The following is a 14,149-nucleotide window of genomic DNA, read 5'->3' as shown; positions in this document are numbered from 1 at the left end:
GTCCGGCGGGGATGACGCCCGCGAAACCCTGGCCTAAGCTCGCGCCATTCCATTCCGGAGGCCCGATGTTCCGTTCCGCCCTCGCCGCCGCCCTTCTGATCGCTACGCCTGCCGCCGCGCAGCAGCTCTCCGCCGATGAAACGGCGAAGGTCGACACCATCGTCGCCGACGCACTGAAATCCTCCGGTGCGCCCTCCGCTTCGGTCGCGATCGTGCGGGACGGCAAGATCGTGTTCGCCAGGGCCTATGGCGACCAGGGGCCGGGCATGAAGGCGACCAGCCCGGCGGCGAAATACCAGATCGCATCGATCTCCAAGCAATTCACCGCCGCCGCGATCCTGCTGCTCGAGGATGCCGGCAAGCTCAGCCTCGACGACAAGGTGTCGAAATGGGTGCCGGACATCACCGACGCCGACCAGATCACCATCCGCCAGCTGCTCAGCCATACCGCCGGCATCCAGGACTATTGGCCGCAGGACTATGACTTTGCCGCCATGTCGAAGCCGGTGACGCCGCAGCAGATCCTCGATCGCTGGGCGAAGAAGCCGCTCGACTTCCGCCCCGGCACGGCCTGGCAATATTCGAACACCGGCTATGTCGTCGCCGGCATGATCATCGAGAAGGCTTCGGGCATGAAGCTGCTCGATTACCTGAAGGCGAAGATATTCAAGCCGCTCGGCATCGATGCGATCGACCAGGACATCGCGTTGGGCAAGGGCTTCCCGCAGGGCAATCACCGTTTCGCGCTCGGCCCGGTCCGCGCCGCCAGGCCTGCTGCGCCGGGCTGGCTCTGGGCGGCTGGCGAGCTTGCCATGTCGGCCAGCGACCTCGCCAAGTGGGACATCGCGCGGATCGACCGCAAGATCCTGAGCCCCGAAGACTGGCAGACCCAGGAGACGCCGGTGCTGCTCGCGGACGGCAGCAATACCCGCTACGGTCTGGGCGTCTCGCTCGGCGGCCGTGACGGCGTTCGCACCGTCGAGCATGGCGGCGAGGCGGTGGGCTTTCTTTCCGATAATTTCGTGATCCCCAAGAAGCGCTTCGCCGTTGTCGCGCTGGTCAATGCCGATTTCGGCGGTGCGCAGGACGCGATCACCGGCGGCATCACCGACCTGCTCCTGCCGGCGGCCCCGCCCCCAAGCCGGCCGATGACGCTCGACGAATATCGCGATTCACTGGCGAGCCTGGTCTTTGGCCAGCTTCGCGCCGGCACGCTCGATCGCGAGAAGCTGACCGAGGATGCCAACTATTATTTCACGCCCCAGGCGACCGAGGACTATCACACGAGCCTGGCCCCGCTCGGTGATCCGGTAAGCTTCACGGCACTCGGCAAGCCGCGGCTACGTGGCGGCTTCGTCAATCGCAACTACAGCATCGCCTTTGCCAATGGGCAGAAGCTGATCGCGATCACCTATGCGGAGCCCGGGATGAACGGGAAGTTCGAACAGTTCCTGATCCAGCCGAGGGACTGATGCGCCTGATCGCCCTCGCCGCCGCCGCGCTGTTCACCGCCACGCCCGCCCCCGACGCGGTGACGGTGCGCCCGGTCGATCCGCTCACCGTGCAGGACGATGACTTCGCCCGGCACCGCGATCCGGCGGAGTGGAAGGGCCTCCACGTCTCCGAACTGACCTTCCGCGAAGAGCGCGCGCCCTGGCGGTTGTGGCGGATCGCCAATGTGAAGCATCCCAGGGGACCGCTGTTCTTCGTCCCCCATGACAATGAGAATGCCGGGTTCGAGGCGGGTCTGGTGGCGCTGCGCAAATATGGCGGCGTGCTGATCGCGGTCGATTCGGGCGTTTCCCCCGGCAATGACGGAGTCCGCTACAACCGGGCAGTGGACTATGGCCGGCCGATCGATCCCAACCGCAACTTCGATACCGCCCTTCCCGGCTATGCCCATAATATCCTGGCCGACCTGGCAAAGGGCGCATGGCCGATCATCGCGCTGCATACCAATGCCAAGGGCTTCGAGACCGGCTCGTCGCGCTGCAACAAGGGCGACCCCGAGGGCAGCGGCGTGATCTCGATCCGCTTCTGCGACGACACGCTCAACCCGAGCCCCTCGGTGTCGAAGGCCTATCCGTTTGATGACGACGACACCGTCGCCTTCGCCACCTATCTCGCCCGCAACCAGCCGAGCGACGCATTCTGCCGCGATGCGATGGTAGGCGCGGATTTCAACGTGGTGCAGGAACGCGTGGTGACCAGCGACGGATCGCTGTCCAACTACGCGGTCCTGCACGGCCTATCCTATCTCAACTTCGAGACGCTCGACCGGGGGTTGGACCCGGCCGAGCTCGCGCTTGCCCGCGATCGGCTGAGCTTCATGATCGACCATGCGATCGCGATGTGCGCGCCGAAGGTGAAGGCGGTCGGACGCTAGCCGGCGATCCCGTCGAGCACCTGCACGGCCTCCGCCGGCAGCACCAGATCCCGCACCGCCAGATTCTCGCGCAAATGGCCGAGCGAGGAGGTGCCCGGGATCAGCAGCAGGTTCGGCGAACGCTGGAGCAGCCAGGCGAGCGCGACCTGCATCGGCGTGGCGCCCAGCCGCTTCGCCACCTCGTCGAGCGTGCCCGACTGGATCGGCGAGAAGCCGCCGAGCGGGAAGAAGGGCACATAGGCGATGCCCGCCTCGGCCAGCGTCGCCAGCAGCGCCTCGTCCTCGCGGTGGGCGAGGTTGTACTGGTTCTGCACGCAGACCACCGGCGCGATGCCGCGTGCTTCCTCGACCTGCTTAGCCGTCGCGTTGCTCAGGCCCAGGTGGCGGATCAAGCCCTGCTCGCGCAGCCGTGCAAGCCGCTCGAACTGCGGGGCGATCGGGCCTTCGCTGGGCGCGTGGATGTCGCCCATGATGCGCAGGTTGACCACATCGATCGCCTCGAGCCCGAGATTGGCGAGGTTGTCGTGGATCGCCGCCTCGATCTCGTCGGGCGTCCAGGCCGGCAGCCAGGACGCATCGTCGCCGCGCCGCGCGCCGACCTTGGTGACGATCACCAGATCGTCCGGATAGGGGTGCAGCGCCTCGCGGATCAGCCGATTGGTGACGTGCGGGCCGTAGAAATCGCTGGTGTCGATATGGTTGACCCCCGAGGCCACTGCTTCGCGCAGCACCGCGATCGCCTGGTCATGGTCCCTGGGCGGGCCGAACACGCCGGGGCCGGCAAGCTGCATCGCGCCATAGCCGACACGGTTCACCACGCGGTCGCCAAGCTGATAGGTCATCGGGAAGTCGGTCATCGCTGTTCTCCGTCTGGATGCACAACGTCCATCTAGGCCTTGCGGCATCGCGCGATAATCGGGCACAATCCGCACGGGCTGTGCGGAATTTCGAACAATGGATCTCGACCTCGGCGAATTGAACGCCTTTCTATCCGTCGCCCGGGCCGGCGGCTTCCGCGATGCCGCCCGCGCAACCGGCGCCAGCGCCTCTGGACTCAGCGAGGCGGTGCGGCGGCTCGAGGCGCGGCTGGGCGTGCGCCTGCTCAACCGCACCACCCGCAGCGTCGCGCCAACCGAGGCAGGCGCTCGGCTGATCGAGCGACTGGCCCCGGCGCTTGGCGAAGTCGAAGCGGCGCTCGACGTGGTCAACATCTTCCGCGATCGGCCCGCCGGCACGCTCAAGCTCAACGTGCCTATCGGTGCGGCGCGGATCGTGCTGCCGGCGATCCTGCCCGGCTTCCTCGCCGCCTATCCGGACATTCAGGTCGAGATCGTCGCGCAGGACAATTTCGTCGACCTGCTCGCGGCGGGCTGCGACGCCGGCATCCGCTATGACGAGCGGCTGGAGCAGGACATGATCGCGGTGCCGATCGGCCCGCGCGTCCAGCGCTTCGCGGCGGCCGCCTCCCCCTCCTATCTCGCCGCGCACGGCACGCCCGTGCATCCGCGTGACCTGCTCGAGCACCGCTGCCTGCGTGGCCGCTTCGAGAGCGGGCGACTGATTCCCTGGGAGTTCGAGCGCGACGGCGAGATCCTGGTGGTCGAGCCGCCACCCGCGCTGATCGTCACCGTCGGCAGCGCGATCGACCTGCTGCTCGACGTCGCGGCGGCAGGCGGCGGGATCGTCACGCTGTTCGAGGATTGGCTCAAGCCAAGCTTCGCCAGCGGCGCGCTGGTCCCGGTGCTCGAAGATTGGTGGGAGAGCTTCCCCGGGCCGTTCCTCTATTATCCGGGACGGCGGCTAGTGCCGGCGCCGCTCAGGGCGTTCATCGATTATGTGAAGGGGCAGGCCGCCTGACCGTGGCCTAAGTTGCGACGCTCCCAACCCCGCCCACTTCCGCCGTCACCCTGAACTTGTTTCAGGGTCCAACCCTCCACGGGCCGTCTCGCTGGTGGAGGGTTGGATGCTGAAACAAGTTCAGCATGACGAAGCTATTCAAGGCAATGCATACGCCACCACCTCGTCCCCCACCGGCGTCTCCATGAAGTGATGCCCGCCGGCGTAGATCACCAGATACTGCTTCCCGTTCGCCTCATAGGTGATCGGGGTCGCCTGGCCGCCGGCGGGGAGCACTGCCTTCCACAAAGTCTTGCCGGTCTTGAGGTCGATCGCGCGGATCAGATTGTCGGTCGCCGCCGCCACGAAGATCAGGCCGCCCGCGGTGACCACCGAGCCGCCATTGTTGGGCGTGCCGATGGTGATCGGCAAATGCGAGGGGATGCCGAACGGTCCGTTGGTCCGCGCCTCGCCGAGCGGGCGGTCCCAGATCGTCTTGCCGGTCGCCATGTCGATCGCGCGGATCCCGCCATAGGGCGGCTGCTTGCAAAGCATGCCGGTGCCCTCCGACTTGGGCCCGTCGAACGGCCAGAACTTGTTGCGCCAGCCGGCATTGACGTCGATCGCATAGGGGGTGTGCGCTTGCGGATCGCCCGCGCCTTCGTTGCCGCCGATCTGGCCGCGCGCCTGGTCACGCGGCGCCCAGCCCTTCTTGTCCGCCTCGGCACGCGGCACGAGCCGCACATAGTTCGGCATGTCGTTATAGTTGGCGACGATCACCCCACGCTGCGGATCGACCGCGACGCCACCCCAATCGGTACCGCCATTGTAGCCGGGATACTCAATCGAACGGCGATCGGCCTCGGGCGGGGTAAAGAAGCCCTTGTAGCTCGCCCGGCGGAACTGGATGCGGCAGATCAGCTGGTCGATCGGCGACATGCCCCACATGTCGCGCTCGGTCAGGTCGGGCTTGCGCAACGTATGCCAGAGCGAAACGCGCTGGGTGGCGGCGCGCTGCTGCGGCTCGACGCCGCCGCCCGGCACCTTCATCTCGCCCACGGGGGTCAGCGGCTGGCCGGTACGCCGGTCGAGGATGTAGATGTCGCCCTGCTTGGACGGCAGCACCAGCGCCGGCGCGCCCTTATAGTCGACCAGCGTCGCCTGCGCGCCGAAATCATAGTCCCACACGTCGTTGCGGACCGCCTGGAAGCGCCATTTCGGCTTGCCGGTGGTCACGTCGAGGGCGACCAGCGAGGTTGCGTAGAAATTCTCCTCGGGCCGGCGCAGCGACGAGTAATAATCGGCCGCGGCATTGCCCATCGGCAGATAGACCAGCCCGAGCTGCTCGTCGCCGCTCGCCAGCGTCCACATGTTCGGCGTGCCGCGCGCCCATTCCTGGCCGGCCGGCGGGGCGCCGTTCCAGCTCGGGTGCATCATGTCCCAGGCCCAGCGCAGCTTGCCGGTGACCGCGTCGAAGCCCTGGATCACGCCCGAGGGCGCCCACCGGTCCTGCCCGTCGAGCACCTGATGCCCGGTGACCAGCACGCCGCGCACCAGGGTGGGCGGCGAGTTGATCGAGACGAAACCGTCGGGAACCTTGCCCATGCCCTGCTTGGCATCGATCTGGCCATTGGTGCCGAAATCGGCGCAGGGCCGGCCATTCCTGGCATCGACCGCGACCAGCCGGGCATCGAGCGTCCCCTCGATGATCCGGGTGGCGCAGGCCTGGTCGGCCGGTGCGTTCGGCACGGCATAATAGACCACGCCGCGACAGGCAGCGGTGTAGGGGATCGCCGAGTCCGGCACCTTGGGATCGTAGCGCCATTTCTCCATGCCCGTGGCCGCATCGAGCGCCAGCAGGATGTTCTTCGGCGTGCAGATATAGAGGCTGTCGCCCACCTTGAGCGGGGTGTTCTCCGCGCCATAGGTCTTCAGGATCATCTCGGACTTGGGCAGGTCACCCGTATGCGTCAGCCACACCTGCCTGAGCTTCGAGACATTGGCCGGGGTGATCTGGACGAGCGGCGAGTAGCGGCGCGCGCTGGCGGTGCCGCCATAGACGGGCCAGTCGGCGCCGGTCTGCTGGCCCGAGGGATCGAGCATTCCCGCGGTGCCCGGCGCGGGCAGCGCGGCGAGCACCGGGTTGGGCTGGCCGGCGATCGCCACCCAGAAGTTGATGCCGGTCAGCACCAGCGCGACGACCACCCCGCCCAGCGCCAGCCGCCAGCGGCCGGCCGAGCGGGTCAGCGTCGGCAGGATCAGGATCACGGGAATGGCGAGCACCACCGGCGCGATGACGCGCGGCACCTGCGCCCAGGGATTGGCGCCGACTTCCCACCACGCCCACAGGATCGTCGCGACAACGAGCGCGAGATAGATCCAGCCGCCACTCATCCGCCCGCGGATCAGCAACACGCCCGACCAGGTCATCAGAGCGCCCGCGATCAAGTAGTAGAGGGAGCCGCCCAGCGTCATCAGATACGCGCCGCCGGCAGCGATCGGCAGGCCGATCAGGACGAGCAGCGCACCGACGATGATGGCGGCGATGCTCCAGCGCGGTCGGGGCGCCTCCTCCACCGGCTCGAGATAGGGGATGCGTTCCCCTTCATAGCGGGTGTCGGTCATCGGTCTCTCCCGGGAGGTGCTTGCGGACCTTCGGGAAACCGGTTGCGAAACGAGACGGTTCCTTCATGAACGAAAATTCATGTGCCGCGAAGGGGCTAGCCCTCGCCGCCCCCATTACCTAGATCAATGCACATGCCTGATCCCAACACGCTCGTTCAGCCCGACAAGGGCCAGTCCGCCCGCACCATCCATGTGATCGACGCCAAGGGTTTCGATGCCTGGCTCAACGCCCAGCCGCCGCGCCACCGCACTGCGGCCGCCGCGCAGAAGCTGGCGCCCAGCGCCTATTCGAGCGCGATCCTGCCGGGCGACGGGCCCGAGGACTGGTCGGTGGTGACGGTCGTCGCAAATGCCGAGAAGCTGTCGCCCTGGTGCCTCGCCAAGCTCGCCGAGACGCTGCCCGAGGGCGCGTACCGCGTCGAGGGCGTCGAGCCCGGCAAGGCGATCCATGGCTGGCTCGTCGCCCAGTACAAGTTCGACACCTACAAGAAGGACGAGAAGGCGCCGACCGGCGCGCGCGTGCTGCTGACCACCGATGTCGCGCGGATCGAGGAAGCGGTTCGCATCGCCAATGCCACCTACAAGCTGCGCGACCGGATCAACACCGGCGCCAACGACATGGGCCCGGCCGATCTCGAGGCCGCGGCCGCTGACCTGGTCAAGGCCTATGGCGGCCAGCTCAGCGTCGTGAAGGGCGACGAAGTCGAGAAGGGCTATGGCCTGCTCTGGGCAGTCGGCAAGGCCGCCGGCAAGGGCCGCGAGCCGCGCCTGATCGAGATCGAATGGGGCAATCCCGAGCATCCCAAGGTCGCGATCATCGGCAAGGGCGTCTGCTTCGATTCGGGCGGCCTCGACATCAAGCCGGCCTCGGGCATGCGCCTGATGAAGAAGGACATGGGTGGCGCCGCGCACGCGCTGGCCACCGCCGAGCTCATCATGTCGTCGCGCCTGCCGGTGCGGCTGCACATGCTCGTCCCCGCGGTCGAGAACTCGATCAACGGCGAAGCCACCCGCCCGGGCGACATCATGCGCTCGCGCAAGGGCATCACGGTCGAGAACAGCAACACCGACGCCGAGGGTCGCCTCATCCTGGCGGACGCGCTGACCAAGGCCGAGGAGAAGACCCCCGAGCTGGTGATCGACTATGCGACGCTCACCGGCGCCGCCCGTGTCGCGCTGGGTGCCGACCTCCAGGCGCTGTTCGCCAATGACGACACGCTGGCGAGCGAGTTGATGGCCGCGGCCGAGACCGAGGCGGATCCGATGTGGCGCCTGCCGCTCTACGATCCGTACAAGGAGATGCTGAAGTCCGACGTGGCCGACATGGTCAACGCGGCCGAGGCCCCGTTCGGCGGCGCGCTGACCGCGGCGCTGTTTCTCAAGGAATTCGTGCCCGAGAAGGCGCAGTGGGCGCATCTCGACATCTTCTGCTGGAACGGCAGCCACAAGCCCGGCCGCCCCAAGGGCGCCGAGGCGGTGAGCCTGCGCGCCGTATGGAAGGTGCTGAAGGACCGCTACGCGAAGTAAGTCTTGGCTTCCCCTCCCTGGAAGGGAGGGGCGCTGCAGGTCGGCCATGCCCCCGGCATGGCCTGAACCGCGTGGGACGCGGTTCACCTGCTGCGGGGTGGGTAGAGGCCTGGCGATACGAATGCCGTGTCGCCGGGCCTCTTCGTATCGCGCGCATCCACCCACCCCCGGCCCCTCCCTTCCAGGGAGGGGAGTAACGTTAGAACACCAGCGTCCGCGCAAAGAACGGCAGCATCTCCGAATAGATGCGCCCGTCTTCGCCCCAGTGGCGCTCGCCCCAGCCGCCGCGATATTCCTCCGCCTCATAGGGCACGCCGAAACTGTCCAGCGTCCGGGTGAAGGCCAGGAGCGAAACGATATGGTCGGGGTTGGAGTCGCCCCGCGCCCAGTCGAACATGAAGCCGCGCAGGCGCTTGAGATTGCCCGCATGCGCCGCGACCTGGCGATCGAGGAAGAAGCTGGCGTTGAGCTTCTCGGTAAGCGCCGGATCGACCGCCAGCCGCCCCTCGGCCAGCCGCGCCGGCGGATCGAAAAACAGCGGCGCGCGCGTGGCGTTGGGCAGATGCGCCTGGAAGATCGAAGTGAAGATCAGCGAGAAGCCGTCGCTGCGCAGGTCCTCGATCCGCCTGGCATCCTGCAACAGTTGCCAGTTGGGCCGCGAGAACATCGTCTGCACGCCCGGTCCCATGCCGATCGGGTGCAGCGCATAGACCGCGCCGAAAACTTCCGGATGCCGCATCGCCAGCCGGATCGCGCCGTGCCCGCCCATCCGGTCGCCCGCAATGCCGCGTGAATCCCGCGAGGCCAGCGTCCGGTAGCGCCCATCGACCCAGGCGACGAGTTCGCGGCTGACAAGGTCCTCCCAATTCCCGGTCACCGGCGAGTTGACGTACCAGGATCCTCCGACGGGGGTGGTGCAGTCGATCGTCACCACGATCGCCGGCCCGACCACCTTCCTGTCGATCGCCCGGTCGAGCAGCGCCTGCGCACCATTGTTCGCCCAGGGCGCACGGTCGTCCTCGAAGAAACTCGTCAGGTAATAGAGCACCGGGAAACGCCGTGTCGGGTCGGCAGCGTAGCTGTCGGGCAGATAGACGGTGACGCCCCGCGCACTCGGTAAACCGGCGGCATTGCCGCGAAGGCTGGCGGCGTCGATCGTGCCGCGCTCCAGCGTACTGGCGGCAACCGGCGTGGCGATCAGAGCGAGCAGGCAGGCAAACCAGGCGAAAAGCGGCATCGAACCCTCCCGTGAGCCCGGCGATGCTACGCCAACCCCTTCAAAAAAGGGAAGGTGATACGTGCACAACTCTCGGGGAAGAGCCCGAGATGCCTTCCAGTATTCCCGTCACCCTGAACTTGTTTCAGGGTCCAACTCTCCACGAGCGATATCCCGCGCGGCTGCCTGGATGCTGAAACAAGCTCAGCACGAAGAATTGCGCCTTCACGCAAAGCCTCAGGCCGCGACTCCGCCGCCGACCGCCGCGATCCCTTCCACCGGCATCGGATGGCCGAAATGGAAGCCCTGCCCCATCGCGCAGCCGAGCCGGGCCAGCGCCTCGGCGGTTGCCGCATTCTCGATGCCCTCCGCCACCACCGGCAGTTCCAGCGTGTTGGCCAGAGTGACGATCGCCAGCACCAGCCGCATCGCCTGGGGATCGCGGCCCATCGCGGCGACGAAGGAACGGTCGATCTTGAGCCGGTCGAAGGGCAGCATCTGGAGGTGCTGGAGCGAGGAATAGCCGGTGCCGAAATCGTCGAGCGCCAGCTGGATGCCCTGGTTGCGCAGCGAGGCGATCGCGTCCTGCGCACTCCCGGCATCAACGATCAGCGCATTCTCGGTGATCTCCACCGTCAGGCGCCGCGCCGGGAAACGTTCGCGGATCAGCACGCCGAGCAGCTTCTGGCTGAACCACGGATCCTTGAGCTGGGTCGGCGAGACGTTGATCGAGATCGGCACCTGCCAGTCACGCGTCTCGCGGCAGGCACGGCGGAGCAGGCGCAGCATCAGCGTGTCGATCAGCCCGCATTCCTCGGCGATGGGGATGAACTGCTCGGGGCCAATCTCCTCGCCCTCCGCACGCCGCCAGCGCGCGAGCAGCTCATAGCCGACAACTTCGTGGCTCTTGAGGCAGACGATCGCCTGGTAATAGGGCACGAACGCATCGGTCTTCATCGCCTCGCGCATCTCGCGCTCGATCTCGGCACGGCGGCGGATCTCGGCGTCGAGCATCGGCTCGAACGCGCAATGCTGGCTCCGCCCGCTATGCTTGGCCTTGTAGAGCGCGATGTCCGCCTTGCGCATCAGCGTGTCGAGGTCGAGCGCGTCCTGCGGATAGAGCGAGATGCCCACGCTGGCGCCGATATGATGGACCAGCTCCGATCCGGCGAAGGGCTTCATCACCGCGTTGACGATGGCATGGGCAATGCGCCGCGCGCCTTCGCCGTCACCGTCGAGGATCACGGCGAACTCGTCGCCTCCCAGGCGATAGCTCACGCCCTCCTCGCCCACCACGGCGCTGACGCGGGCGGCGACGTCGCGCAGCAGCTGGTCGCCGGCGGGATGGCCGTGCACGTCGTTGATCGACTTGAACCGGTCGAGATCGATGATCAGCAGCCCCAGCGATGCGCCGCTGCCGTCGGGCGCCATCCGCCGCTCGAGCGCCTCGGCGAGCGCACGGCGATTGGGCAGGCCGGTCAGCGGGTCGTGATAGGCGAGCTGGTGCGCCCGCTGCTCGGCACCCTGGGCACGTGCCTGTTCGGCGGCCATGTGCGAGCGCGAGGCGAGCATCTCGACGAAACCCGCATGGCTGGTGCGCATCATCCGCACCGCCACGAAGCTGGCCACCAGGATGTTGAAGCCCAGCCCGCGCAGCGACCAGTCGGGCGACAGAATCAGGCAGAACGTCACCGGCGCGGCACCGCACAGCAGCACCGCCTGGCCGGCGCGCGGCACCGACTGCAGGCAATAACAACAACTTATCGCACCGATGAAGATGTAGAGCGCGATGCACGCACGGCGCATCAGGTCGCCCTCCGCGTAGAGCAGCAGCCCCCACCCGCCAAAGGCAAAGCTCAGCGTCGCCGCGACAAGGATCGTCCCGCGCAGATAATTGGGGATCAGCTCCGGCCGCGGAATATCGCCGCGGCGCTTGAGCCAGAACGCCGCGCGCACTGCCGAGAGCACGGCCAGCAGCGCCGGCATGCCCAGGCTCCACCAGGGGCTCACCGTGTCATAGGCCGTGAAGGCGAGGAACGCGGAGTCCGCGAACATCATCAGGTACATCAGCGGCACCTGCCGCCGCAGCGCACGGAACTGCTCGACCAGAATCATCTGATTCCGATCGGCATCGACAGGCCTGGCGGGAAGCGAGAGCCTCGGCATATCCATATATAGCAAGCCAATCCCTGCGGGCGGCAGAAGATTTGCGTAATTTCAGTATATTACCTTAGCCCCGGGGTGGATGCATCCTCTCCGTTCGGCCACCCTCCCGGACTGCGGCCGGCTCTGCTAGAGCGGTGTCATGCAGGCCCGGCACCCGAACCTTACCCTCACCGCCTGCATCCTGGCGTCGAGCCTCGCGTTCATCGACGGATCGGTGACCAATGTCGCGCTGCCGGCGATCGGCGTGGACCTGCACGCCACCCCGGCCGAGCTGCAATGGACGATCAACGCGTACATGCTGCCGCTCTCGGCGCTGCTGCTGATCGGCGGCGCGGCGGGCGATCATTTCGGACGACGCAAGCTGCTGGTGCTCGGCATCGCGCTGTTCACCATCGCCTCGCTCGCCTGCGCCGTCGCCGCCGACCTGACGCTGCTGCTCGCCGCCCGCGCGTTGCAGGGCATCGGCGCGGCGATCCTGCTGCCCAACAGCCTCGCCACGCTGGGCCATGCCTTTACCGGCGAGGCGCGCGGCAAGGCGATCGGCACCTGGGCGGGCGTCGGCGCGATCGCGGGCGCGGTGGGGCCACCGCTCGGCGGCTGGCTGGTCGACATGATCGGCTGGCGCGCGATCTTCTACGTCAACGTGCCGGTGGCACTCGCGGCGATCGGCATCGCGCTCTTCTATGTCGAGGAAAGCTCGGAAGGCGACTTGCCGCTCGACCTGCCCGGCGCCTTCACCGCAACGCTCGCGCTCGGCGCGCTGACCTGGGCGCTGACCCTCTGGTCGAGCCACCACGCGATCGACACCACCGTCGCGATCGGGCTGGCCGCCGGGCTGGCAGCGATCGGCCTGTTCCTCTGGGTCGAGCATCATCGCGGCGACCGTGCAATGATGCCCGTGGCAATGTTCGGCTCGCGCGCCTTTGCCGGGCTCACCCTGCTCACTTTCCTGCTCTATGGCGCGCTGGGCGGGGTGCTGCTGCTCCTGCCCTATGTGCTGATCGAGGCGGGCGGCTATTCGGCGCTGCACGCCGGATTCGCGTTGCTGCCGATGCCGCTCGGCATGGGAATCGCCAGCCGCATCATGGGACGGATCACCGCCCGGGTAGGCCCGCGCTGGCCGCTCACGATCGGGCCGATGATCGTCGCGATCGGCTTCGCGCTGCTCCTGCTGGTCGACGAGGATGCGCCCTATTGGACCTCGGTCTTCCCCGGCGCGCTGGCGATCGCGATCGGCATGGCCAGCGTCGCCGCGCCGCTGACCACCGCGGTGCTCGCCTCGGTCGACGACACGCACACCGGCACCGCCTCGGGCTTCAACAGCGCGATCGCCCGCACCGGCGGCCTGATCGCCACCGCCATCGCCGGCGCGGTGATCGCATCGGCCGGCACGGGACTGGTCAGCGCCTTCCACATGGGCGCGCTGGTCGGGGCAGCGGCCGCCGCGCTGTCGGGCGTCACGGCATTCCTTACGCTGGGTCGCCCCGCAGACTGAAATTCACCCAGGCAGCTCCCCGGCTTTCACCGGGGAAGCAGGGAGCAAACAGTCACGAAACCGAAGCCGCAGCCTCGATGATCGGCACGAACTTCTCGGCGGTCAGGCTGGCCCCGCCGACCAGCGCGCCATCGACATTGTCGAGCGCCAGGATCTGCGCGGCATTCGCGCCGGTCACCGACCCGCCATAGAGAATCTGGATGCCGTCGGCCTTGGCGTCGCCGATCATCATGCGGAGCTTGGCACGGATGATCGCATGCATCGATGCGATCTCGTCGGCTGTCGGCGTCTTGCCGGTGCCGATCGCCCAGCGCGGCTCATAGGCGACGGTCAGCCAGCTCGGATCGGCATCGTCGGGCAGCGACTTCTCGATCTGCGACTGGACGATTCGCTCGGCGCGGCCGGCGGCACGCTCGGCCTCGAGCTCGCCGCAGCACAAGATCACCTTGAGCCCGTGCCGGTGCGCGGCGGCAGCCTTCATATAGGCGTCGTGGCTGGTCTCGTGCTGGTCGCCGCGACGCTCGCTATGGCCGACGATGGTCAGGGTCGCCCCCTCCTCCACCAGCATCGGTGCCGAGATGCAGCCGGTATGCGCGCCCTTGTCGGCCTCGTGCAGGTCCTGCGCGCCGATCGGCAGGCTGCCCGCCACCTGGGCGGCGGGATGGATCAGCGTAAAGGGCAGGCAGAGCGCGGCATCGACCGACGGATTCGCCGCAGCAGCAGAAGCAATCGCCTCGACCTCCGGCAGCTGCGCCCGCAGCCCGTGCATTTTCCAGTTACCCGCCACCAGCTTGCGCCGCATCACCCCAACCTCCAATTTTGTTTATTTCGTTCGCGGATAGCAGGCGGCGGCGTTCGCACAAGCTTGTCGGCTGCGCCGGGCCGCCCTAAAGCACCC

General features: G+C 67.5%; 10 protein-coding genes. 5 read left to right on the top strand and 5 right to left on the bottom strand.

Features of this window, described 5'->3' with window-relative positions; translation table 11 throughout:
• The first annotated feature begins 65 nt into the window (after positions 1-65).
• Both AAHM44_RS11485 and AAHM44_RS11480 read left to right on the top strand, forming a co-directional pair.
• On the top strand, positions 66-1,472 hold the full coding sequence (locus AAHM44_RS11485; protein ID WP_342250064.1) for a serine hydrolase domain-containing protein: 1,407 nt from the start codon (positions 66-68) through the stop codon (positions 1,470-1,472).
• Entirely contained in the window at positions 1,472-2,386 is a 915-nt protein-coding gene (locus AAHM44_RS11480; RefSeq protein WP_342250063.1) for a hypothetical protein, read from the top strand. The genes AAHM44_RS11485 and AAHM44_RS11480 overlap by 1 nt, the downstream gene beginning before the upstream one ends.
• On the opposite strand, the gene AAHM44_RS11475 is transcribed toward AAHM44_RS11480, so the two are convergent.
• Positions 2,383-3,243, bottom strand: coding sequence for an aldo/keto reductase family oxidoreductase (locus AAHM44_RS11475; protein WP_342250062.1), 861 nt, complete (start codon positions 3,241-3,243; stop codon positions 2,383-2,385). The two genes, AAHM44_RS11480 and AAHM44_RS11475, sit on opposite strands and share 4 nt — an antisense overlap.
• Before the next feature lie 97 nt (positions 3,244-3,340).
• Between AAHM44_RS11475 and AAHM44_RS11470 the strand changes: the two genes are divergently transcribed.
• Entirely contained in the window at positions 3,341-4,243 is a 903-nt protein-coding gene (locus AAHM44_RS11470) for a LysR family transcriptional regulator (RefSeq protein WP_342250061.1), read from the top strand.
• Between the two features lie 138 nt (positions 4,244-4,381).
• Here the strand turns inward: AAHM44_RS11470 and AAHM44_RS11465 are convergent, their stop codons facing one another.
• The gene (locus AAHM44_RS11465) at positions 4,382-6,799 is read right to left on the bottom strand and encodes a membrane-bound PQQ-dependent dehydrogenase, glucose/quinate/shikimate family (RefSeq protein WP_342250074.1); all 2,418 of its coding nucleotides are present in this window, start codon (positions 6,797-6,799) and stop codon (positions 4,382-4,384) included.
• A gap of 180 nt (positions 6,800-6,979) precedes the next feature.
• Between AAHM44_RS11465 and AAHM44_RS11460 the strand changes: the two genes are divergently transcribed.
• The gene (locus AAHM44_RS11460) at positions 6,980-8,374 is read left to right on the top strand and encodes a leucyl aminopeptidase family protein (protein WP_342250060.1); all 1,395 of its coding nucleotides are present in this window, start codon (positions 6,980-6,982) and stop codon (positions 8,372-8,374) included.
• Positions 8,375-8,573: 199 nt separating this feature from the next.
• Here AAHM44_RS11460 and AAHM44_RS11455 read toward each other — a convergent pair whose 3' ends face one another.
• Entirely contained in the window at positions 8,574-9,611 is a 1,038-nt protein-coding gene (locus AAHM44_RS11455) for an alpha/beta hydrolase (RefSeq protein ID WP_342250059.1), read from the bottom strand.
• Positions 9,612-9,827: 216 nt separating this feature from the next.
• On the bottom strand, positions 9,828-11,705 hold the full coding sequence (locus tag AAHM44_RS11450) for a putative bifunctional diguanylate cyclase/phosphodiesterase (protein WP_342250058.1): 1,878 nt from the start codon (positions 11,703-11,705) through the stop codon (positions 9,828-9,830).
• Between the two features lie 190 nt (positions 11,706-11,895).
• Here AAHM44_RS11450 and AAHM44_RS11445 point away from each other — a divergent pair, with 190 nt between their 5' ends.
• Positions 11,896-13,251, top strand: coding sequence for an MFS transporter (locus tag AAHM44_RS11445; RefSeq protein ID WP_342250057.1), 1,356 nt, complete (start codon positions 11,896-11,898; stop codon positions 13,249-13,251).
• Positions 13,252-13,303: 52 nt separating this feature from the next.
• Here the strand turns inward: AAHM44_RS11445 and tpiA are convergent, their stop codons facing one another.
• Positions 13,304-14,056 (bottom strand): triose-phosphate isomerase, encoded by a 753-nt coding sequence (gene tpiA, locus AAHM44_RS11440; protein WP_269574993.1) that lies wholly within the window; start codon positions 14,054-14,056, stop codon positions 13,304-13,306.
• Between the last annotated feature and the right edge of the window lie 93 nt (positions 14,057-14,149).

Origin of the sequence: Sphingomonas sp. OTU376, assembly GCF_038440415.1 — a bacterium.
GTDB classification, from domain to species: Bacteria; Pseudomonadota; Alphaproteobacteria; order Sphingomonadales; family Sphingomonadaceae; genus Sphingomonas; species Sphingomonas kyeonggiensis_A.
This window is presented reverse-complemented; position numbering and strand designations above follow the sequence as displayed.